This is a genomic window from Kiloniella majae (assembly GCF_002118315.1).
GTDB lineage: Bacteria > Pseudomonadota > Alphaproteobacteria > Kiloniellales > Kiloniellaceae > Kiloniella > Kiloniella majae.
Genome location: NZ_MTSZ01000008.1, coordinates 164379 through 184022, shown reverse-complemented (window position 1 = coordinate 184022; position 19644 = coordinate 164379). Strand labels below are relative to the sequence as shown.

Sequence of the window (19644 nt, the reverse complement as noted above, 5' to 3'; positions counted from 1 at the left end):
AAGTGCATAAAAAAGCCAGCTGCAAAATGCAGCTGGCTATAACCTAAAAAAACGTCAACGTATTTCAGGACGGGTCACCCTGCTCTCCGGCGGATGACGAGTTTCTGGAAAACGTAAAGGTGAGAAGTCACCAGGCTTTGGTGACTCTGCGGAGTGTTAGATTGATACGCCCGCCATTTTTCAACAGTTGACTTGAGCCATATAAAATCCGGTCAACACCATGATAGGCATTTCGTGCTTCGCCACCGAGCAAAACAATATCACCAGAATTTAACTTGGTTGATGTTGTTGGCCCCTGTCGTTTGAGTCCTCCGAGGCGAAAGAGAGCACTGTCACCAAGGGAGACAGAGAGGACAGGTGCATTGAAGTCCTGTTCGTCCTGGTCCCGGTGAAGGCCCATTTTTGCTTTTTCGTGCTGATAGTAATTTAACAGGCAACATTCCGGAAGCTCAGGGTAACCAGTCAAATCAGACCAGATTGAAAGTAATTTGTCCGGTATCGGAAGCCAAGGGCGTTTGGTGATAGGATGAAAACCTTGATAGCGATACCCCCCGGTTTTGTCCGATACCCAGCCAAGAGGTCCAAACGATGTCATTGCGACGGAAAAGGGTTTACCGGTTTTAGGCATTGTGGGTTGGAACAGAGGATTTGTCCTGATCATCTCTCGAATTTCGGTTAAGAGATTTTCCTGTTCTTCCCGAGTGAGATATTCGGGATGGTATTGAAAACCGGCAATCATGTTATCTGCTATTTTATCGCTGTTTTGAATTTTCCATTAGGGCTGATTCTCGGAACTATCTTGAGAATTAATGATTCGTGTTTGTCGCTTTTCAAGTAAGCGCATTGTTAAAAAGAGAAGCCCGCCAATGAGGGTAACGGCGAGACCGAACCATTGAACAATTTCATTCTTCAGAACATAGTGCGCTGTCAGCATAACAGCGATTCCAAATAAAACGTCTCCAACAGCAATCCACTTGACCATTGTTCGGATATTGGGGCTGATTTTGTCTTTTTTAGAGTTCATTACGGCTAAATTCCTGGAATATTCGCGCGATGATTCACCTGAAAAACGTAATAATAAAGGTGTGTGATAAATTATTATATCACTAATCTATTGATTCATAATGTAATTTAACTTTTCTGAAAAACCTTATTTTTTTAGGCATATTGCTCCTTGCAGTCCAAGCTCTGGCTGCATATATACTCCGTGAGCCCAAAAGAAGGGTTCACCCCTCAAAAGGGACCAGCCGGCAGTGCTTGGCATCAAGGCTGCCAAATCGGTTTGCTATATTAAGTGTGAGGAATAAACATGAGCAAAGTTATTGGTATTGATCTAGGAACCACAAACTCCTGTATCGCTATTATGGACGGTAAAGACGTCCGCGTTGTTGAAAATGCCGAAGGTGCACGTACAACACCTTCTATGGTTGGTTTTACAGCTGAAGAGCGCCTTGTTGGGCTGCCCGCTAAACGCCAATCAGTTACGAACCCTGAAAATACTCTTTTTGCGATCAAGCGTTTGATCGGTCGTCGTTTTAACGATCCGCTGACGAAAAAAGACATGGACCTTGTTCCATACAAAATTGTTAAAGCTGACAATGGTGATGCGTGGGTAGAAGCCAACGGCGAAAAATACAGCCCATCACAGATTTCTGCTTTTATCCTGCAGAAAATGAAAGAAACTGCCGAGAGCTATCTTGGTGAGCCTGTAACAAAAGCTGTTATTACTGTTCCGGCTTACTTCAACGATTCTCAGCGTCAGGCAACTAAAGATGCCGGCAAGATCGCTGGCCTTGAAGTTCTGCGTATTATCAACGAGCCAACTGCTGCGGCTCTTGCATATGGTATGGACAAAAAAGGTTCGGGTACTGTTGTTGTCTATGACCTTGGTGGTGGTACTTTCGATGTATCTGTTCTTGAAATTGGCGATGGTGTCTTCGAAGTGAAATCAACTAACGGGGATACATTCCTTGGTGGTGAAGATTTCGACAGCCGTATCATTGATTACTTGGCAGACGAGTTTAACAAAGAACAGGGTATCGATCTTCGTAAAGATACGCTTGCTCTTCAGCGCTTGAAAGAAGCTGCTGAGAAAGCAAAAATTGAGCTTTCTTCTTCTACACAGACCGAAGTGAACCTGCCGTTTATTACGGCTGATGCGTCTGGTCCTAAACACCTTAATGTCAAGCTGACTCGTGCAAAGTTGGAAGCACTGGTTGAGGATTTGATCCAGCGTACAATGGGTCCTGTTCAGTCTGCGTTGAAAGATGCTGGTGTAAAAGCTGGCGACATCGACGAGATCATCATGGTTGGTGGTATGATTCGTATGCCAAAAGTCCATGACACTGTTAAGGACTTCTTTGGTAAAGAGCCTCACCGTGGTGTGAATCCTGATGAAGTTGTGGCAACTGGTGCTGCTATTCAGGCAGGTGTTCTTCAGGGCGAAGTGAAAGACGTTCTTCTTCTTGATGTAACGCCGTTGTCTCTTGGTATTGAGACACTGGGTGGTGTTATGACAAAACTGATTGATCGTAATACAACAATCCCAACGAAGAAGAGCCAGACTTTCTCTACAGCCGAAGACAATCAGAGCGCTGTGACAATTCGCGTGTTCCAGGGTGAGCGCGAAATGGCTGCGGATAACAAAATTCTTGGTCAATTCAACCTCGAAGGTATTCCAGGTGCGCCACGCGGTGTTCCACAGATCGAAGTTACTTTTGATATCGATGCTAACGGTATTGTTAATGTTGGCGCGAAAGATAAAGCAACTGGTAAAGAACAGTCTGTTCGTATCGAAGCTTCTGGCGGTTTGAGCGACGCTGACATTGACCAGATGGTTCGTGATGCCGAAGAAAATGCGGATGCAGATAAAGCACGTCGTGAATCTGTCGAAGTTAAAAACCAGGCAGAAGGTCTGATCCATCAGACAGAGAAAACACTTGGTGAAGTTGGCGATAAAGTTTCTGACGAAGAAAAAGCGACGATCGAAGCTGCTGTTGCCGAGTTGAAAACAGCGCTTGAAGGCGATGATGCTGAAGATATCAAAGCCAAGATGGAAGCACTCGGTCAGGCGTCAATGAAGCTAGGCGAAGCACTCTATGCTGACGCTGGTGCCGAAGGCGCAGAAGGTGCTGCAGAAGCGGCTTCTGAAACTGCGGCCGACGACGGTGTTGTCGATGCAGACTTCGAAGAAGTTGACGACGAGAAGAACAGCAAAAGCGCTTAAGGCGGTTTTGGATTTCAGGGGGCTGACAGTTGTCAGCCCCTTTTCACCTTCTGATGAGGGAAAATTACACTGATGTCCAAAAAGGATTTCTATGAGGTCTTAGGGGTTTCACGTTCGGCAGATGCCAAAGAGTTGAAATCGGCCTACCGCAAACTGGCGATGAAATATCACCCGGATCGCAACCCGGATGATGCCGAAGCGGAAAAAAAATTCAAAGAAATTAACGAAGCCTATGGTGTTCTAAAGGACGACCAGCAGCGCGCAGCCTATGATAACTATGGCCATGCTGCCTTTGAAAACGGCGGACCTGGTGCTGGCGGTGGCTTTGGTGGCGGCGGTTTCGGCGGCGGTGGCTTTGCTGATATCTTCGAAGAGATGTTTGGCGGCTTTGGTGGTGGCGGCGGCGGTCGGTCTGCTGGTGGTTCCCAGCGTGGTGGCGACCTTCGTTATAACATGGAAATTTCTCTGGAAGATGCTTACACAGGGAAAGAAGCCGAGATTCGTATTCCAAGCGCAGTTTCTTGTGATTCCTGTGACGGAAGTGGTGCTGCAAAGGGATCATCCCCGGTAACCTGTGGCACCTGTAAAGGTAATGGCCGTGTGCGTATGCAACAGGGCTTCTTTACTGTTGAGCGCACATGTCACAGCTGTCAGGGCGTCGGTAAAGTTATCGAAAACCCTTGCGGAAACTGTCACGGTTCTGGCCGTGTGGAAAAAGAAAAAACTCTTCAGGTGAACATTCCTGCGGGTGTGGAAGAAGGTAATCGTATTCGTCTGGCTGGCGAAGGCGAAATGGGTGCTCGTGGCGGAACGCCCGGGGATCTGTACATTTTCCTTTCCATCGAACCGCACAGAATTTTTCAGCGTGAAGGCGCAGACATTTACTGCCGTGTTCCTATTTCGATGACACAGGCTGCCTTGGGTGGTTCTGTCGAAGTGCCAACGATCGATGGCGGTCGTGCTAAGGTTTCTATTCCGGATGGAACACAGAGCAGACAGCAATTCCGTTTGCGGAGCAAGGGAATGTCTGTTCTCAGATCAAGCTCTCGTGGTGATATGTACGTCGAAGTAACGGTGGAGACACCGGTTAACCTGACTAAACGCCAGAAAGAGCTGTTGCGCGAATTTGAAGAAGAGAGTGGAGATAATTCACCCCTTAGCTCTGGCTTCTTTAAGCGCGTCAAAGAGTTTTGGGAAGATCTTACAGAATAAAGATCAGATCCTTAATAAGAAAAAAGCCTGTCAGCGATATTACTGACAGGCTTTTTTTATGGCTTTCGTTTGATTTTTTGCGTTTGATTTTTTGAGCGAAGAATGCTCCTCTTTTGGGATATCTTGTTACCCTGTTTTATCCCGTTGGCTCTGGCTATAATTAAGATAATCGACGATAGCTTCTTCAATGGTTTTGTTTATGGCGCTTCCTTCGCTTGAATATTTTTTGGCTTATTGGCTTGCAAGTACCTTACTAGCCGCAACACCGGGGCCAACGTGGCTTTATACCTTGACGATCAATATATCCGATGGTTGGCAGAAATCGCTTTGGATCCCTATTGGCAATGGTTTGGGATTGTTGGTGCACTTGCTTGCGGCTTTGATAGGGTTGTCGCTTCTCATTCAACAATCGGCAGTGGCCTATGAAATCCTTCGCTGGATTGGTGCAGGATATTTGTGTTTCCTGGCGTGGAAAATACTAACAGGAAAGGCGGATCTTGAGGTTGAAGCCAAAACCGAGCGTAAAAGAACATCGGCGTTCAAAGTGGTGCTACAGTCGGCGTTGATTAATATTACCAACCCCAAAGTAATTATCTTTATGATTTCCTTTTTGCCACAGTTCGTGCGCCCTGAGTTGGGGAATTTTAAGGGGCAAATCATGCTGTATGGGCTTATCCATATTTTGAACGCAGGTTTAATTATCAGTCTTGTTGTTCTTTTCTCAGAGCGTATGAAATTACTCGTTTCTGGTGTTGGAAGGGCTGCTCAAACCTTTCGGTTATTTGCCTCTATGTCGATGGTGGGAATTGCGCTTCGGGTTGCTTTTTCTGAAAAATGATCATTAATCACTTATAACCAGTCACGAAGAACGACGGGTCCTGTTTCGGAAAAGGATGAGAGTTCGCTTGGACTGATCAGACTTAGCTGCTATCTCTGTTTTGAAACAACTATACTAAAGATAAACGCTGGTCTTTGACGGGAAAATAAGATGAGTAACAAAATTGGAATTGTTGGTTGTGCAGGCCGAATGGGGCGCATGCTGACGGACGTTATTGGTCGGACGGATAACTGTGAAGTTTATGGTGGAACTGAACTTCCGGGAAGTCCGAACCTTGGCAAAGACCTGGGTGAGTTGGCGGGTATTGGCATGATTGGCGTGAAGGTGGGGGATGATCCCCTTGCTTTGTTCGAAGCTTGTGATGTCGTCATTGATTTCTCTGTGCCGGAAGCAACGCTTAATCACGCAAAGTTGGCGGCAAAAACCGGATGTTCACTGGTTGTTGGGACCACGGGAATGACCCACGAACAGGTTGCTGAACTGGAAATGTCAACCAGAACAACCTCAATCGTTTTTGCCCGTAATATGAGTTTGGGCGTCAATCTTCTGATGTCTATTGTGGAACAGGTTGCTGCCTCTTTGGACGAAGACTACGACATTGAAGTTGTGGAAATGCATCACCGTCACAAGGTTGATTCACCTTCCGGTACAGCACTTGCACTTGGTGAAGCCGCAGCGTCCGGACGAGGTGTTGATCTGGATAAGGTTGCAGACAAGGTACGCGATGGCATCATTGGAGCCAGAAAACGTGGCGATATTGGTTTCGCTACACTACGCGGTGGTGATGTTGTGGGGGATCATAGTGTGATCTTTGCTGCTGATGGCGAACGAATAGAATTGGGCCATCGGGCCAGTAACCGGGAAGTCTTTGCTCGCGGTGCCGTTAAAGCTGCCAACTGGTTGCAGGGCAAGGAAAACGGTTTCTATGATATGCGGGATGTCCTCGGATTAAAATAAGCTGATAATCAAGCTAATAAGGCCAATGTTGAAAAGGGAGCTTAAGCTCCCTTTTTTTGTTAGCACTTAGCTTCGTTTACGCTCACGATAGAGCGTATACAGTCCGCTAGAGACCACGACCAAAGCCCCGACAATGGTCCAGTGATCAGGGAACTCATCATAGAAAAGCCAGCCGAATAGTGTTGCCCAGACCAACAGTGTGTAGTTGAAAGGCTGTATCGCAGAAGGGGTAGCGTATTGAAACGCAAAGATCAGAAAGAAATGCCCGAGGCTGATAAAAATGCCCCCGGCGATTAGCGCTAACCAGCCATATAGATCTGGCGTCACCCAGAAAAACGGGACCAGGAAAGTCACGCAGATCAGGGGGACAACCCCTGTATAAAACTGTGATGTTTCCCCATCATCATAACGGCTGCTGATACGTAGCAAGATTTGATAGACAGCAAAGGCTGATGCAGCAAGAAGAGGCAAGAGGAAGAGTTCGTTAAAGCCTTCAAAACCCGGGCGTAGAATAATCATTACGCCTGCGAAACCAACAAGCACGGCTGACCAACGACGAATACCGACCAGTTCTTTTAACCACAGTGCTGATAAGGCTGTGACGACGATGGGGGCTACCGCTACAATTGCGTGAACGTCGGCAATGGGTAGCAGTTTGAAACTTAGGGTAAAGAGGAACGCTTCGCCCAATAAAAAGACGGATCTGAATATCTGCAGGGGCAGGTTGTTCGCCTGAGCAACCTTTTTTAATCCCGTTGGGCCAGCTTTATAAAGCGCCATGCTAATCACAAAGACAGACAGGATAATGTATCGTACCCAAAGAAGCTGTGGCAGGGGATAGGTTTGCGCAACATGTTTGACCACAGCATCACCTGATGAAAAGGCTGCCATGGCGATAATGGCCAGTACAATCCCTTGTCGTGTGGTGTCCAAAACGGATGCTTGATTTTCCTGCGTGCTCACAACGTGTCTTTCTCTCATATAATACGCTGCATTTATAATACGTTGTATTTTCGGGGTGTTTCAGGCGACTTTACACAGCATTTTATGACCGCTGTTGGGGTAAGTACCGGATAAAAATGTTTGAAATATGAAGTTTTGTAACCTCGTTCGACTTTGACCTTTATTACTCGCGCGGGCAAGGGGTAAGATAGTCAGGCGTTTTTTCAATTACTTAAGCCGAATCTGTGTAACTTTCCTTTTGATAGAGAACAAGCCTTGTGAACAATGCATAGGAGACCTGTGGCTTTGTGCTTGCCCAGAAAATGGAACTGGCTATACTCCGCGCAAATTGTAACCCGACTGTAACCGACTACAGAACAAACTCTGTGGGCCTATTATACGGAAATTCTATGAGCGAAGACGCCAAACTTGATGTTGTCGGCATTGGTAATGCCATCGTTGATATCGTTGCCACTGCTGATGATGCGCTACTTGCAGAACAAGGGATCATCAAGGGGGCAATGAATCTGATTGATCAGGATCGTGCAGACGCGCTTTATGATGTGATGGGCCCTGCGATAGAACGCTCTGGCGGATCTGCCGGTAACACCATGGCCGGTATTGCGTCTCTTGGCGGCAAGGGTGGTTATTTCGGTAAGGTCCGTGATGATCAGTTTGGTCAGGTTTTCCGCCACGACATTCGTGCAGAAGGTGTTGAATTCAATACCGAAGCCGCAACTGATGGCCCGTCCACAGCCCGTTGTCTGATTTTTGTGACGCCGGATGCTGAACGTTCGATGAATACTTATCTCGGTGCCTGTGTTAATCTTACGGTCGCTGATATTGACGAAGAAATGATTCGTTCGGCCAAGGTTACCTATATGGAAGGGTACCTTTGGGATCCGGAAGAAGCGAAGAAAGCTTTTATCCACGCGTCTAAAACAGCCCATGCTGCCGGACGTAAAGTCTCACTGACACTGTCAGATTCTTTCTGTGTTGGTCGCCATCGCGAATCTTTCCTGAATTTGGTGAAAAACTACGTGGATATTCTTTTTGCGAACGAAGAAGAAGCCATGGCGCTTTTCGAAGTTGATAATTTTGATGCCGTACTGCAAGAGGTACGAGGTTGTTGTTCTATCGCTGCAATTACCCGTGGCGAGAAGGGTTCTGTCGTTTGTGCCGGTGATGAAGTTCACGTTGTTGATGCCATTCCAGTTGAACAGGTGGTTGACACAACAGGTGCAGGCGACCTATATGCAGCAGGATTTCTTTACGGATACACGAACGGCTACAACCTGTATGACAGTGGCCGGATCGGTTCAATCGCCGCCGCCGAGGTAATTTCCCACTTTGGTGCCCGCCCAGAAACATCACTGGCGGAACTGGTAGAGGAAAAACTTAAGTAGGTCATCGCTCTGTCACACGACTGCGCTACAGACCTTAGAGGTTACGTAGAACAGAAAGACAAGAGCACATTGATAACGCCAAGGATGATCCAGGCGTATTTGATGACCGAAGATAATGCGGGGCGCAGAAGCCCCTCTTTGATACATGAGAGTATAAGGCAATGACTACAGCGCTTCGCAACGTGGCGATTATCGCACACGTTGATCACGGCAAAACCACTTTGGTGGATGAGCTACTAAAGCAGTCCGGAACATTTAGTGACCATCAAAAGGTCAATGAACGTGCAATGGACAGCAATGATCTGGAAAAGGAACGTGGTATCACGATCCTTGCCAAATGTACGTCTGTTACGTGGAAAGAAACTCGTATCAATATCGTTGATACACCTGGTCACGCTGACTTCGGTGGTGAAGTTGAGCGTATCCTTTCCATGGTTGATGGTGTTGTTTTGCTAGTTGATGCCGCAGAAGGCCCAATGCCACAGACCAAGTTTGTGACATCAAAGGCTCTTGCCTGTGGTCTGAAGCCAATTGTTGTTATCAACAAAGCTGATAAAGCTGATGCGCGCCCTGACTGGGTTGTAGACCAAGTGTTCGATATGCTTGTGAATCTTGATGCAACCGAAGATCAGCTTGATTTCCCGGTTCTTTATGCATCTGCAAAACAAGGCTGGGCAATTACAAATCTTGAAGATACCCAAGAGAATATGGAACCACTCTTCAAGTTGATGATTGATATTTTGCCTGCACCAACTGAAGAAGTTGATGCACCGTTTTCTATGCTGGCAACCACACTTGAAGCAGACAACTTTCTTGGTCGTATCCTGACAGGTCGTATTCACTCTGGGGTTGCCAAGGTCAATATGCCTGTGAAAGTAATCACTGCTGACGGTAAAACGATCAACAATTGCCGCTTGTCAAAACTATTGGCGTTTGATGGTCTAAAGCGTGTTCCTGTTGAGGAAGCGCGTGCTGGTGATATCGTGGCGATTGCGGGTATTCCTGATGCAACCGTTGCTGATACGATCTGCGATACATCTGTTGAAGAAGGCATTGCTGCACAACCGATTGATCCGCCAACTTTGGCGATGACCTTCACTGTGAACGATTCTCCGCTTGCGGGCCGTGAAGGTGACAAAGTTACCAGCCGTATGATCCGTGATCGCCTGAACCGTGAAGCTGAAGGTAACGTTGCCATCCGCATCAAAGAAAGTGATTCAAAGGATTCTTTCGAAGTTGCTGGTCGTGGTGAGCTTCAGTTGGGTGTTTTGATTGAGAACATGCGTCGCGAAGGCTTTGAGCTTTCCATTTCACGTCCGCGCGTTCTGATGCACAAAGATGAAACGGATACCTTGGTTGAGCCAATGGAAGAAGTTGTCGTTGACGTGGACGAAGAATATTCCGGCGTTGTTGTTGAGAAAATGGCTGAGCGTAAAGCTGAGCTAACAGACATGCGTCCATCTGGTGCGGGTAAAACCCGTGTGACCTTCCTGGCCCCTTCACGTGGTTTGATTGGTTATCACGGTGAATTCCTGACCGATACACGTGGTACCGGTATCATGAACCGTCTGTTCCACAGCTTTGGTCCATACCGAGGTGCGATTCAGGGTCGGCGTCAGGGCGTCTTGATTTCCAATGGTATCGGTTCTGCTGTGGCTTACGCCCTTTGGAACCTTGAAGAGCGTGGAGAAATCTTTGTGAACCCGGGTGATGCGCTTTATGAGGGCATGATTATCGGCGAACACAGCCGTCCTAATGACCTTGAAGTAAACCCGTTGAAAGCAAAACAGCTGACCAACGTGCGTGCTTCGGGTAAAGATGATGCGATCAAACTGACACCACCGCGTGTGCGTTCTCTTGAACAGTCTCTTGCATACATTCAGGACGATGAGTTGGTGGAAGTAACACCAAAATCAATCCGCCTGCGTAAACAGTACCTGATCGGTCACGAGCGTAAGCGTCACGCCCGTAGCAAAGAAGCTATCGGCTAAACGATCTATCGCGATCTAGATAGATATAAAGGGGCTGCTTTTTAGCAGCCCCTTTTTCGTCGCACTAAACACTTTATGATGATGTAAGGGTCTTTGGGAATGGACTAGTTCACTGGTCAACTTTAAGGTCAAAACTCTGATATGTTTTGAAAAAACACTTACACGAGCTCATGCATTGCAGCGAAGGGGTCCCACGTAGAATCTTCGTGCCAGTTATATTCACTCCATCTAGCGACTTGTTTTGCACGTTCTTTCCCATGCATTTTTGAGATTGCACCCAAACTCATATCTATTCCGGCGGATACTCCGGAAGATGTCAGGAATCGACCCTCTTCAACCCATCTTGCTTGGCGTACCCAGTGAACATTGGGACCTTGAGTTTCCACCCACTTAAATGCTGCTTTGTTTGTTGTTGCACGCTTGTTATCCAGTAAACCAGTCTTGGCAAGGAGAGCACTGCCTGTGCAAACACTAAGAACAAATTCAGATTGATGTGCTGTTTTCTCTATCCATTTCAGTAAAGTTGAATTTTCAACTTCTCGTCTTGTTCCCGCACCACCGGGGACAAAGATAATATCAAAATCAGATCTTTCACTTATCGAAAAATCAGCGACTGCGGATAGCTTTTGCCCACTAGGGATTGCTCCTTTGTGTTCAGCTATCAGATTAAGCTCATAGTCTTTTGATAAGAGACCAAACATCTCCATTGGACCAAATACGTCTAACAGTTCAAACCCGGGGAAAATTAAAGCGCCTATCGTTCGCATTTATTGCTCCATGATTTGCTTGTTAGATATTTGTCGTAGGTTCGGCGTCGGTGCTGTTCTTTTTCTCAGGTAATTCTGGGCTATTTGGAGATGAATTATTCTCGTCCGGCTCCGACCCAATTGGATAGACAAAGCGCTGGTAGAGAAAGCCGATGCCGATCAGGCAGAGACCAAGGCCGATAAAGGAGGCCACGCGATAAAGGCCGCTGAGTGCGGACATGTCCCACAGGAAGACTTTGGTGGTTACCAGAAGAACCAATCCGAGCGAGAGATGGCGTATCTTGGAAATATCCCGGATAATCCCGACGGCTAGAAGTATTCCGGCGAAAATAAGCCATGCAGCGGAATAGCTGTAGCCCTCGGCATTAAGAATGTCGCCTGATGCCATGGCAAGGGGATGGAATGCCCGACGGACTTCAAGGGTTAGATCAAGGAAGACAAGCCAGACAGCGATGCCGCCTATCCATGGCATAAACTTGTTATGTCCCTGATTACGGGCTTCACGATAGATAATGATAGAGATTAAGCCGGGAATTAGATAGGCGAGGGAGAGTTGGTTGAACAGAGGCCAGTCCCCGACGAACTCGTTGGTAAAGACAGGGTTGAAGATGAGGGACTGGAACAGCAGGATCTGTAACCCGGCCATTGATAACAGGATCTTGGAACCCCAGTTGCTGACAATGCGCGGCACAAGTCGATTGCGATAGTACAGGAATGCACCGGTAATCAACCAAGACAGTGATTGCAGGCTTTGTTCGAGGGGCATGTAGTATTGGGCATAAAGATTATTGTCATTAACCAGATATCTTATTTCCAGATTGACCAGTGCTACCCCGATGGCGAGAGCGCCAGATTCAAGAATGGTGACGAGCTGGTCATCTTTTTCACGCTTGAAATAGTAAGCCGCCCCCGCGAAAGCCAGTGCAGGGATACCAAAGCTATAGAGAAGCCAGAGGGCATCGACCTCTTCCCTTGGCACAATGGGATCGAAATGATTCAAGGCAACAAGTCGTAAGGCAACGATCACGGCAATGAACAGAATGCTTGGCCTGATAAAGGGGATACGGATTTGGGATGCAATCCATCCGGCAGAAGGAAGTAGCAGTGCGAGGGCAATTGTCAGGCCGCTTTTTTCAAAGGCGATAGCAAAGGCAATACCTAAAGCTGCAAGAACCGCGAGGGCATAAACGCCCAATACGGGCTCCATACCCGCTTCTGATCTTTTGGGAAGGACCTGTTTGGCGGCCATAAAGCTGAGGCCAGCGAGAACCAGTGCGAGCAGGCTCCATGCGAGATCAGCACCAAGAGCTGATACTCTGAGATAAACAAACAAGAAGGCCAACAGAGGAACTGTCACGGACAGAGTTGCCAGATATACGGGCGTTCTGGTTTTACTTAGGCCTTTGAAGCCGACAGCTGCGGCAATAATGGCAATAAAGCCAGAGAGCAACAGGTAGAAATTAAGCTCTGGCGGGATAATGGGGTTAATAAGCGTTCCCGCCTCTTGCCCGGAAACGTAAAATGTCTCTGGAAGCTCGATTGAACCGGGGAAGGGATAACGAGCCACAATATAAAGCGCGACCAATGAAATGCCAGCTAAAAGGGCTTCACAGTGCCTGAGTTTGAAGGCGCTATAGCCAAGCCCACTAGCAATGATAAAGAAGAAGATAAGAGAGGCAGTGGAGAAGTTATCGATGGATAACAAACGGATTTGCAGGAAGAGTACAGCTGCAATTGTAGAAAGCCCAAGAATTTTTTCTGAGGTAAGCTTTCCTGCAAAATCGAACGGATGTTTTAAGCTGATTTTGGCATCTTCGACAGAACTGAAGAAGTCTTCATATCGTGGTGCGATAAAGAAACCGATCATCAGGATTTGGTGAAGAGCAAGTGGATAGATATCGCCATCTTCCCAACCTGCGATGAACCAGATGAGGTGCCAGAAGACTGAACCTGCGAGAGACATCCAACCAAGCCACCACCAACTTTGATAGCGGACAACAGCTAGCGCAGATGCAGTGATAAAGCTCAGATAACTGAAAAGCATCCAAGCAGAAGAGTTTCCTGTACTCACCAGTATTGGAATAACAAAGGCACCCGCCATACCCATGGCGGCAATCAATGGCCCTTGAAGCAAGGATAGCCCCAACCCGACAATTGCGACGATGGTCAGCAGAACGAAGGCAAAGAGCGGTGGAATCAGGTCGTAAAGACCATAAGCGGCATAGATACTGCCATAGGTGATGGCAAGGCCTGCAGCCGTTAACGCTGGTGGTACGTGATTGGGCTTGAACGCTGCGATTGTTTGTTCAATGGGACGTCTGCGTAACCATTCCCCACCAAACATCAGGGCTAAACCAAAAAGAACGCCACAGGTGATTCTAAAGCTGGGGGAGAGCAGGTTGTTCTCAATGGAATATTTTATCAGGAAGACGCCCCCGATAATGACGGTCAAACTGCCAAGCCAGACCAACCACTGACGGGTGAAAGCCTCTTCAAAAGATTTCCAGGGGCTTTTGTCACTGGAATAGCTTTCCATGGCTTCGGCAATGGATCGGGCTGCGACAGGTTGTTTGTCTTCTTGCTCAGCTTGCTGATCGCCCTGTTTTTTGTCCGATGGTTTTTGCGTATCGACTTTTGGTTGAGAAGCTGCTGTTTCTTCTGATGACGAACGTTGTTCGTTTGTTTCCGTAGATTTTTGCAAAGACTCGCTTTGGATGTCTTTAGCTGTATCAAGTGCGCTTTCCTGTGGCGGTGTCACTGGTTTTACTTCTTGTGACGATGTTACAGGCTTTTCTATTGTTGTGTCTGGTGCTGTGGCTGGCTCAGCTTTTTTCTCAAGGTTTTGTAACTTGAGTTTTAAAGCAAAGATCTCACTGCGTAGTCCGCCGATTTTATACAGGGCCACAAATGCCAGTATCGGACCACCAAAAAGAATGAGAATTCCCAGAAGAACCAGCAGTACTTCGTCCACAACAACCCCCTAAACCAGCAAGTTGAGCCAATACAATGGAACACGCAAAACTGGTTGATTATACAAAAATCTCACGGGATCATAGCGTTATCACTACGGAAGAGACAACAAGAAGCTGTGACATTACCGTAAAGAACAGGGAAGGAGGCACTTGAGCTTTTGATCAGAGAGGCCTTCGAGGCTCAAAAGATTAAGGTAGGGGTCGCCTGTGATGCCAAGCAGCTTGGCAAAGGCGGGTTCCGTTTTCATACCTTGTTGTTTGAGGCGAATAACCTGCTGAGTGAAGGTTGGTCCAAAAAGGGCAAGCAAACGCCGCTGTAGATGAAAGTGGCGGACACCAAATTGCGCGGCTAAAGGCTGGTTTTGAATGAAGAACTCAATGGGCCATTTCATAAAGACAAAAGATAAAAGCTCTGTTTTGTAGGGCGGAAAAGAAAGAGTTCTTCGAGATAGATCCTTATGGTCACCTAGTGCTGCTGATAGCTTTCGTACCAGTGTGTCAGGTGCGGAGCTAAAAAAGGCGATATCAATATCGCTGTTTGCAATGTCGATCCCCAGAGGCGGGGTACCAATGACTTCGTAATCAACATCAGCGAGAAGTTCTGATATGTTTAAGCCTTTCAGAACTTCTGTATAGCTGGATCTTTTCTTTGTGGTGTCACCCGTCAATCTCAAACCCTCTAAAGGGCATTTCCGGGCTTCTGCTGAGCCAGTTTGTATCGGGGTAGTCACAAGCCCCGTCTATCAGATGAAGGGTATAGGCTTGTCTGGATTTATCTGATGTGTTTGCCCCGCTTAGATGCGGGAGCTGTCCATGAAGCACGATCAATGATCCCTGTTTAACTTCTAGCGGAACGCGGTCTTCTTCGGGCCACGCTGTATCGTTGAGTTTTTCGGTAACAAGCTTTCCATCTGTATTGCGATAGTGGCGCTTTTTCAAAGGGGATTTATGGTGTCCCGGCAGGCCCCACATGCAGCCATTCTCAAGGGTAGCATCTTCCATGGCAAACCACATGCCGATACAGGAATGGGGGTCTGTATAGAGAAAGGTTGAATCCTGATGGCAAATAACCTCACCGCCGATACGAGGTTGTTTGAAAATATACATGGACTGGCTCAACAAGGGTTGCGCCATGCCCAGATCCTTGGCGACCTGTGCCAGATCAGGATTGCGGGAAAATGCTGAAAATACGGGATCAAGATCGTGTTGGGCATGCCCAATCTTGTTTATGGAAAGGGCCTTGTCCTGTTTCAGGTTGCCATCGGCATCAAAGGCACCTTCTTCGAAGAAACAGCGAATTTTATCTCCTGATTTCTCGAAATAATCATTGCCCTCATGGCTTTTATTGGTTGTGGAAAAGACAGCTCGAAACTCATCGGGATCAAATGCATCCACAATAGAACCTGCCTGTGTCATCAACTTTTTACAGGCGGCCTTGGAAACAAAATTTTCGAGAACCAACACACCATTATCATCAAAAAATTGCTTCATTTCAGTGCTAAGAATACCCCCTGCAGGGGCGGCAAATTTTTGAATAGAAGGAAGGGTGTTATTTATCATGTAAGACGCATCCTGTAGCAGAGGTGTTCGATAGTGACTTATGAGTTCATCATTTGATTGAGTTGACGATTGGATGAAAAGTCTAGAGATAACAAAGTGCTTTGAGTAGAGAAATTTATAAGTGATTTAAAAATAACCCACAGACATTTTTTGTCCCGTGACTTATCATCAGAAAACTGACAGTAAAAAGAAGAGCCAATTAAGGCCTTTAAGCGTTCGCAAAACAGGGAAATATTCATGACAACCCCAACCAGCAGCCAATCGCGCGTCCATAGCTGGGCAGAATCTTTAAAGGTTTATCTAAAACCTCGTGTTATTGGCATGCTGTTCTTAGGTTTTTCGGCAGGGCTTCCATTTTTGCTTGTGTTTAATACTCTTACCGGATGGTTAAGAGATGTTGGTGTTGAACGTACGGAAATAGGTTTTTTTGCCTGGATTAGTATAACTTATTCTATAAAGGTCTTATGGGCGCCTATCGTTGATCATATACAGCTACCAATTTTAAAAAAATTGGGTAAGCGGCGTTCGTGGATGTTACTTGCCCAGATAGGAGTAATTTGCGGTTTAGTGGGCATGTCATCAACGAACCCAACTGAGAGCTTATTCTTATTATCGCTTTTTACTTTTATCGTAGCTTTTTCTTCTGCGACACAAGATATAAGCCTTGATGCCTATCGAATAGAGGCAATGGACCGCGAATATCAAGGGGCTATGGCAGCAACCTATCAACTAGGTTACCGTTTGGCGGTGCTTGTTGCAGGAGCAGGGGCACTTTACCTCGCAGAATATTTTTCTTGGGCTTTAGCTTATCAAATCATGGCTGTTTGTATGTTTGTCGGAATTATAACGATATTTATCATCCGAGAACCCGAAGCAAAGCATAATAATCAGTCGGGAAATCATAATTATGAATGGGAAAGAGAAGTAAATGAACGGTTTGCTCATTTAGAAGGTAAGAACCGACAAGTTGCGGAATGGTTTTTCAAAGCCGTTATTCGACCATTTTCTGAATTTTCAGGTCGCTTGGGTTGGATTGCAATAGTGATTTTGGCTTTGATCGGTCTTTATCGCCTCAGTGATATAGTTATGGGGGTAATGGCTTTTCCGCTATATATTGACTTAGGTTTTGAGCTTACTGAAATTGCTAATGTTACCAAGATATTTGGCGTTGTAATGATCGTCGTAGGTACTTTTGTCGGCGGTGTCATGGTCATGCGATTTGGTATCATGAGAATGCTATTGCTTGGTGCTATTCTCGTTGCATCTACTAACCTTGTGTTCGCATTTTTAGCACTTTCTGGTAACGACATGACGGCGTTCGTTATAACAATTACAATGGATAATTTTACCGTTGGCTTTTCTGGAACGGTTCTTATTGCTTATCTTTCCAGCTTAACAAGCTCTGGTTTCGTAGCGACCCAGTATGCTTTATTTAGTTCATTTATGACCTTACCCGGGAAAATTTTAGCAGGCTTTTCTGGAATAATTGTTGATTCTTATGGTTATGTAACTTTCTTTACTTACTCTTCAGTAATGGGGATTCCTGCAATATTATTGATCCTGTTCTTGATGAATTATCAATATAGGAAGAAAAAGAAATCTCTAGCAGAAGAGACCGCTCAGTAAATGCGCATATTAATTGTGGGCGGTGGGATTGCCGGGCTTTCGATGGCGATTGCGTTGAAGCAGAAGGGGTTCGAGGCGGAGATCGTTGAAAAGGCTGATGATTGACGATCAGAAGGTGCAGGCTTACACCTACCGGGTAATGCGGTTTTGCCGTTGGAAAAGCTGGACATCATGGATGATGTTCAGAAAAAATCCTTTGAATTTGAAGCTATAAGATATTGTGATCAAAATGATAATGAGATTTTTGATCTTGATCTATCAGATGAGATCTGGCCGAAGTTTCAGGCGCTTTCGCGCAAGGATTTTCATGAAATCCTGATCACAAAGCTTGGTGATACGCCTGTTCATTTCGGAAGAGAAATAAAAAACTTGAACCCGCAAGATGAGCGTAAATGCGGCCCTGTGACGGTCAATTTTGATGATGGGCCGGCGGGCGAATACGATCTGGTTATTGCTGCGGATGGCATCCACTCTTCCATGAGAACAATGCTTTTGGGCACTGTGCTACAACCTGTATCAACAGGGATCAAATGCTGGCGCTGGACAACAGAGATTTCGGGTAGGGATAAACCTCATTTTATGTTAGGCAAAGGCAAGGTTCTGCTGGTGATGCCGATCAGTGCAAACAAAGCTTACGTTTTTGCTTCTTTGACGGATACAGGCAACTCTTTTGCAGATGATTCTCTCTCATTGATCAGACGTGAATTTGCTGATTTTGGCGGTGTTGTGCCAACGATACTGGCACGTTTGGATGATGATGGTCCTATTTTGGCAGGGAGCCTGTTGCAAATGATTGTGCTTGATTGGTCAAAAGGGGCATGCGTGTTAACGGGCGATGCTGCACATGGTACCTTGCCAACAATGGCACAGGGGGCAACCATGGCTATGGAAGATGCGCTTGTTCTGGCGGAAGAGTTAGAAAGACAGACAAATATTGCAGAAGCTATTGAAGGCTATAAAACGCGCAGAATTCCGCGGGCGCATTGGGTTCAACAACAATCTTTAAAGCGCATGGGACTTTCCAGAATAAAATCGCAGCCCTTGTTGTCACTTCGCCATTTGGTGATGAAAGCCTTTGGCCCTAAAATTCTTGCTTCTGGTTGGCGTCCACTGATCAATGAGCCCTTTTAATCGTCGGCAGTGATGAGAAAGCTTAACTCGCCTCCCGAAAAGCATCGGGTAGCAGCATGCGGTCGATAACCTCAGGGTCTTTGATGCCGCGCACCTGGGCAAAGAGGGCTTGAGCTTCCGGGTATTGCAGTTTCAAAAAGTTCAGCCATTGTTTGAGGCGCCCGGGGCCGTGTTTGTCTGGAACTTCCAGCCACATTTCCCGGTAGAAACCGCGTAAAACGGGCAAGAATTCCTGCCATGGCAAGATCGGAGCGTTTCGGAGAGTGTCGTGTCCATCAGACTGGTTGTCATATTGGATCAGGCGGGCTAGGTCCGGTTTGGCAATCAGGCCCCGCCCGATCATGACATCGCTGCAGCCACTGATCTCGCGACAGCGGTTGTAGTCATCCACTGTGCAGACATCGCCGTTTGCGACCACATTGATACCAACAGCTTCACGGATACGGGCAATCCATTCCCAATGGGCCGGAGGGCGATAGCCTTCGACCTTTGTTCGGGCATGAACACAGACTTCTGAAGCCCCGCCTTCTTCGATGGCATGAGCGTTTTCCAGAGCTTGTGATTTATCTTCGTAGCCCAACCGCATCTTTGCTGTGACTGGAACCTCTTTCGGAACAGCAGCCCTGACCGCTTTAACAACGTCATGGACTATGTTGGGTTCTTTTAGTAGCACAGAACCCCCTTTGTGAGAGTTAACGCGCTTGGAGGGGCAGCCAAAGTTAAGATCAATTGCCGGGGCACCGAGCTTCACAGCGAGTTGTGCGTTCTCGCCCATAACATCAGGATTTGAGCCAAGTAATTGGATAGAAACAGGTGTGCCAGCAGCAGTCTTGCCTGCGGTTTTAAGTTCTGGGGCAATCTTGTAGAAGGATTTTGGCGGCAGAACGAGGTCATTGACCCGGATAAACTCTGTCACGCCCTGATCAATTCCCCCTACAGCGGTGAGTATCTGGCGCATCTGTGCATCGACCAGGCCTTCCATGGGGGCAAGGATCAGCTTCATGCGCAGATCTTTC

17 protein-coding genes are annotated in these 19644 nt (G+C 46.8%); 9 read left to right on the top strand and 8 right to left on the bottom strand.

All coding sequences use genetic code 11. The features are described 5' to 3' along the window. Positions 1–127 precede the first annotated feature (127 nt). Positions 128–739 (bottom strand): alpha-ketoglutarate-dependent dioxygenase AlkB family protein, encoded by a 612-nt coding sequence (locus BKB51_RS18530; RefSeq protein WP_085902598.1) that lies wholly within the window; start codon positions 737–739, stop codon positions 128–130. 36 nt (positions 740–775) lie between these two features. Continuing rightward, on the bottom strand, positions 776–1024 hold the full coding sequence (locus BKB51_RS18525) for a hypothetical protein (protein WP_085902597.1): 249 nt from the start codon (positions 1022–1024) through the stop codon (positions 776–778). A gap of 285 nt (positions 1025–1309) precedes the next feature. Here BKB51_RS18525 and dnaK point away from each other — a divergent pair, with 285 nt between their 5' ends. From dnaK to dapB, 4 genes are all read left to right on the top strand, one after another. Further along, positions 1310–3226, top strand: a complete 1917-nt coding sequence (gene dnaK / locus BKB51_RS18520) for a molecular chaperone DnaK (protein WP_085902596.1) — start codon at positions 1310–1312, stop codon at positions 3224–3226. A 72-nt stretch (positions 3227–3298) separates the two neighbouring features. Then, positions 3299–4438: a molecular chaperone DnaJ gene (gene dnaJ, locus BKB51_RS18515; protein WP_085902595.1), complete on the top strand. Its 1140-nt coding sequence runs from the start codon at positions 3299–3301 to the stop codon at positions 4436–4438. Positions 4439–4637: 199 nt separating this feature from the next. Then, positions 4638–5276 (top strand): LysE family translocator, encoded by a 639-nt coding sequence (locus BKB51_RS18510; protein ID WP_158090281.1) that lies wholly within the window; start codon positions 4638–4640, stop codon positions 5274–5276. 150 nt (positions 5277–5426) lie between these two features. Then, positions 5427–6233, top strand: coding sequence for a 4-hydroxy-tetrahydrodipicolinate reductase (gene dapB, locus BKB51_RS18505; protein WP_085902593.1), 807 nt, complete (start codon positions 5427–5429; stop codon positions 6231–6233). Positions 6234–6299: 66 nt separating this feature from the next. Here the strand turns inward: dapB and BKB51_RS18500 are convergent, their stop codons facing one another. Beyond that, entirely contained in the window at positions 6300–7214 is a 915-nt protein-coding gene (locus BKB51_RS18500; protein WP_085902592.1) for a DMT family transporter, read from the bottom strand. Positions 7215–7585: 371 nt separating this feature from the next. On the opposite strand from BKB51_RS18500, the gene BKB51_RS18495 reads away from it, so the two are divergent. Both BKB51_RS18495 and typA read left to right on the top strand, forming a co-directional pair. Continuing rightward, positions 7586–8581, top strand: coding sequence for an adenosine kinase (locus BKB51_RS18495; RefSeq protein ID WP_085902591.1), 996 nt, complete (start codon positions 7586–7588; stop codon positions 8579–8581). 161 nt (positions 8582–8742) lie between these two features. Then, complete coding sequence (gene typA, locus BKB51_RS18490) at positions 8743–10572, top strand: translational GTPase TypA (protein WP_085902590.1); 1830 nt, start codon at positions 8743–8745, stop codon at positions 10570–10572. Positions 10573–10730: 158 nt separating this feature from the next. Here typA and BKB51_RS18485 read toward each other — a convergent pair whose 3' ends face one another. The 4 genes from BKB51_RS18485 to BKB51_RS18470 all read right to left on the bottom strand — a co-directional run bounded on the left by BKB51_RS18485 (position 10731) and on the right by BKB51_RS18470 (position 15871). Next, on the bottom strand, positions 10731–11339 hold the full coding sequence (locus BKB51_RS18485; RefSeq protein WP_085902589.1) for a DJ-1/PfpI family protein: 609 nt from the start codon (positions 11337–11339) through the stop codon (positions 10731–10733). A 22-nt stretch (positions 11340–11361) separates the two neighbouring features. After that, positions 11362–14310 carry a DUF2339 domain-containing protein gene (locus BKB51_RS18480; RefSeq protein ID WP_085902588.1) on the bottom strand — a complete coding sequence of 983 codons (2949 nt, stop codon included), beginning with the start codon at positions 14308–14310 and terminating at the stop codon, positions 11362–11364. Positions 14311–14433: 123 nt separating this feature from the next. Continuing rightward, on the bottom strand, positions 14434–14979 hold the full coding sequence (locus BKB51_RS18475; RefSeq protein WP_158090280.1) for a DUF4269 domain-containing protein: 546 nt from the start codon (positions 14977–14979) through the stop codon (positions 14434–14436). Beyond that, positions 14969–15871 carry a phytanoyl-CoA dioxygenase family protein gene (locus BKB51_RS18470; RefSeq protein ID WP_198946798.1) on the bottom strand — a complete coding sequence of 301 codons (903 nt, stop codon included), beginning with the start codon at positions 15869–15871 and terminating at the stop codon, positions 14969–14971. Before BKB51_RS18470 ends, BKB51_RS18475 begins: the two co-directional genes overlap by 11 nt. Positions 15872–16108: 237 nt before the next feature. Here BKB51_RS18470 and BKB51_RS18465 point away from each other — a divergent pair, with 237 nt between their 5' ends. From BKB51_RS18465 to BKB51_RS18455, 3 genes are read left to right on the top strand one after another with little or no spacing between them, the layout of a single operon-like run. After that, the gene (locus BKB51_RS18465) at positions 16109–17497 is read left to right on the top strand and encodes an AmpG family muropeptide MFS transporter (RefSeq protein ID WP_198946797.1); all 1389 of its coding nucleotides are present in this window, start codon (positions 16109–16111) and stop codon (positions 17495–17497) included. After that, positions 17498–17602 carry an FAD-dependent oxidoreductase gene (locus BKB51_RS21330; protein WP_085902586.1) on the top strand — a complete coding sequence of 35 codons (105 nt, stop codon included), beginning with the start codon at positions 17498–17500 and terminating at the stop codon, positions 17600–17602. It begins immediately after the preceding gene. 42 nt (positions 17603–17644) lie between these two features. After that, complete coding sequence (locus BKB51_RS18455) at positions 17645–18628, top strand: FAD-dependent monooxygenase (protein ID WP_125911876.1); 984 nt, start codon at positions 17645–17647, stop codon at positions 18626–18628. 22 nt (positions 18629–18650) lie between these two features. On the opposite strand, the gene BKB51_RS18450 is transcribed toward BKB51_RS18455, so the two are convergent. Then, positions 18651–19631: a tRNA dihydrouridine synthase gene (locus tag BKB51_RS18450; protein ID WP_085902584.1), complete on the bottom strand. Its 981-nt coding sequence runs from the start codon at positions 19629–19631 to the stop codon at positions 18651–18653. Positions 19632–19644 lie beyond the last annotated feature (13 nt).

Coding starts and splice junctions, on each gene's coding strand:
- BKB51_RS18530 (WP_085902598.1), bottom strand. CDS start 739: ATGATTGCCGGTTTTCAATACCATCCCGAATATCTCACTCGGGAAGAA.
- BKB51_RS18525 (WP_085902597.1), bottom strand. CDS start 1,024: ATGAACTCTAAAAAAGACAAAATCAGCCCCAATATCCGAACAATGGTC.
- dnaK (WP_085902596.1), top strand. CDS start 1,310: ATGAGCAAAGTTATTGGTATTGATCTAGGAACCACAAACTCCTGTATC.
- dnaJ (WP_085902595.1), top strand. CDS start 3,299: ATGTCCAAAAAGGATTTCTATGAGGTCTTAGGGGTTTCACGTTCGGCA.
- BKB51_RS18510 (WP_158090281.1), top strand. CDS start 4,638: ATGGCGCTTCCTTCGCTTGAATATTTTTTGGCTTATTGGCTTGCAAGT.
- dapB (WP_085902593.1), top strand. CDS start 5,427: ATGAGTAACAAAATTGGAATTGTTGGTTGTGCAGGCCGAATGGGGCGC.
- BKB51_RS18500 (WP_085902592.1), bottom strand. CDS start 7,214: ATGAGAGAAAGACACGTTGTGAGCACGCAGGAAAATCAAGCATCCGTT.
- BKB51_RS18495 (WP_085902591.1), top strand. CDS start 7,586: ATGAGCGAAGACGCCAAACTTGATGTTGTCGGCATTGGTAATGCCATC.
- typA (WP_085902590.1), top strand. CDS start 8,743: ATGACTACAGCGCTTCGCAACGTGGCGATTATCGCACACGTTGATCAC.
- BKB51_RS18485 (WP_085902589.1), bottom strand. CDS start 11,339: ATGCGAACGATAGGCGCTTTAATTTTCCCCGGGTTTGAACTGTTAGAC.
- BKB51_RS18470 (WP_198946798.1), bottom strand. CDS start 15,871: ATGATAAATAACACCCTTCCTTCTATTCAAAAATTTGCCGCCCCTGCA.
- BKB51_RS18465 (WP_198946797.1), top strand. CDS start 16,109: ATGACAACCCCAACCAGCAGCCAATCGCGCGTCCATAGCTGGGCAGAA.
- BKB51_RS21330 (WP_085902586.1), top strand. CDS start 17,498: ATGCGCATATTAATTGTGGGCGGTGGGATTGCCGGGCTTTCGATGGCG.
- BKB51_RS18450 (WP_085902584.1), bottom strand. CDS start 19,631: ATGAAGCTGATCCTTGCCCCCATGGAAGGCCTGGTCGATGCACAGATG.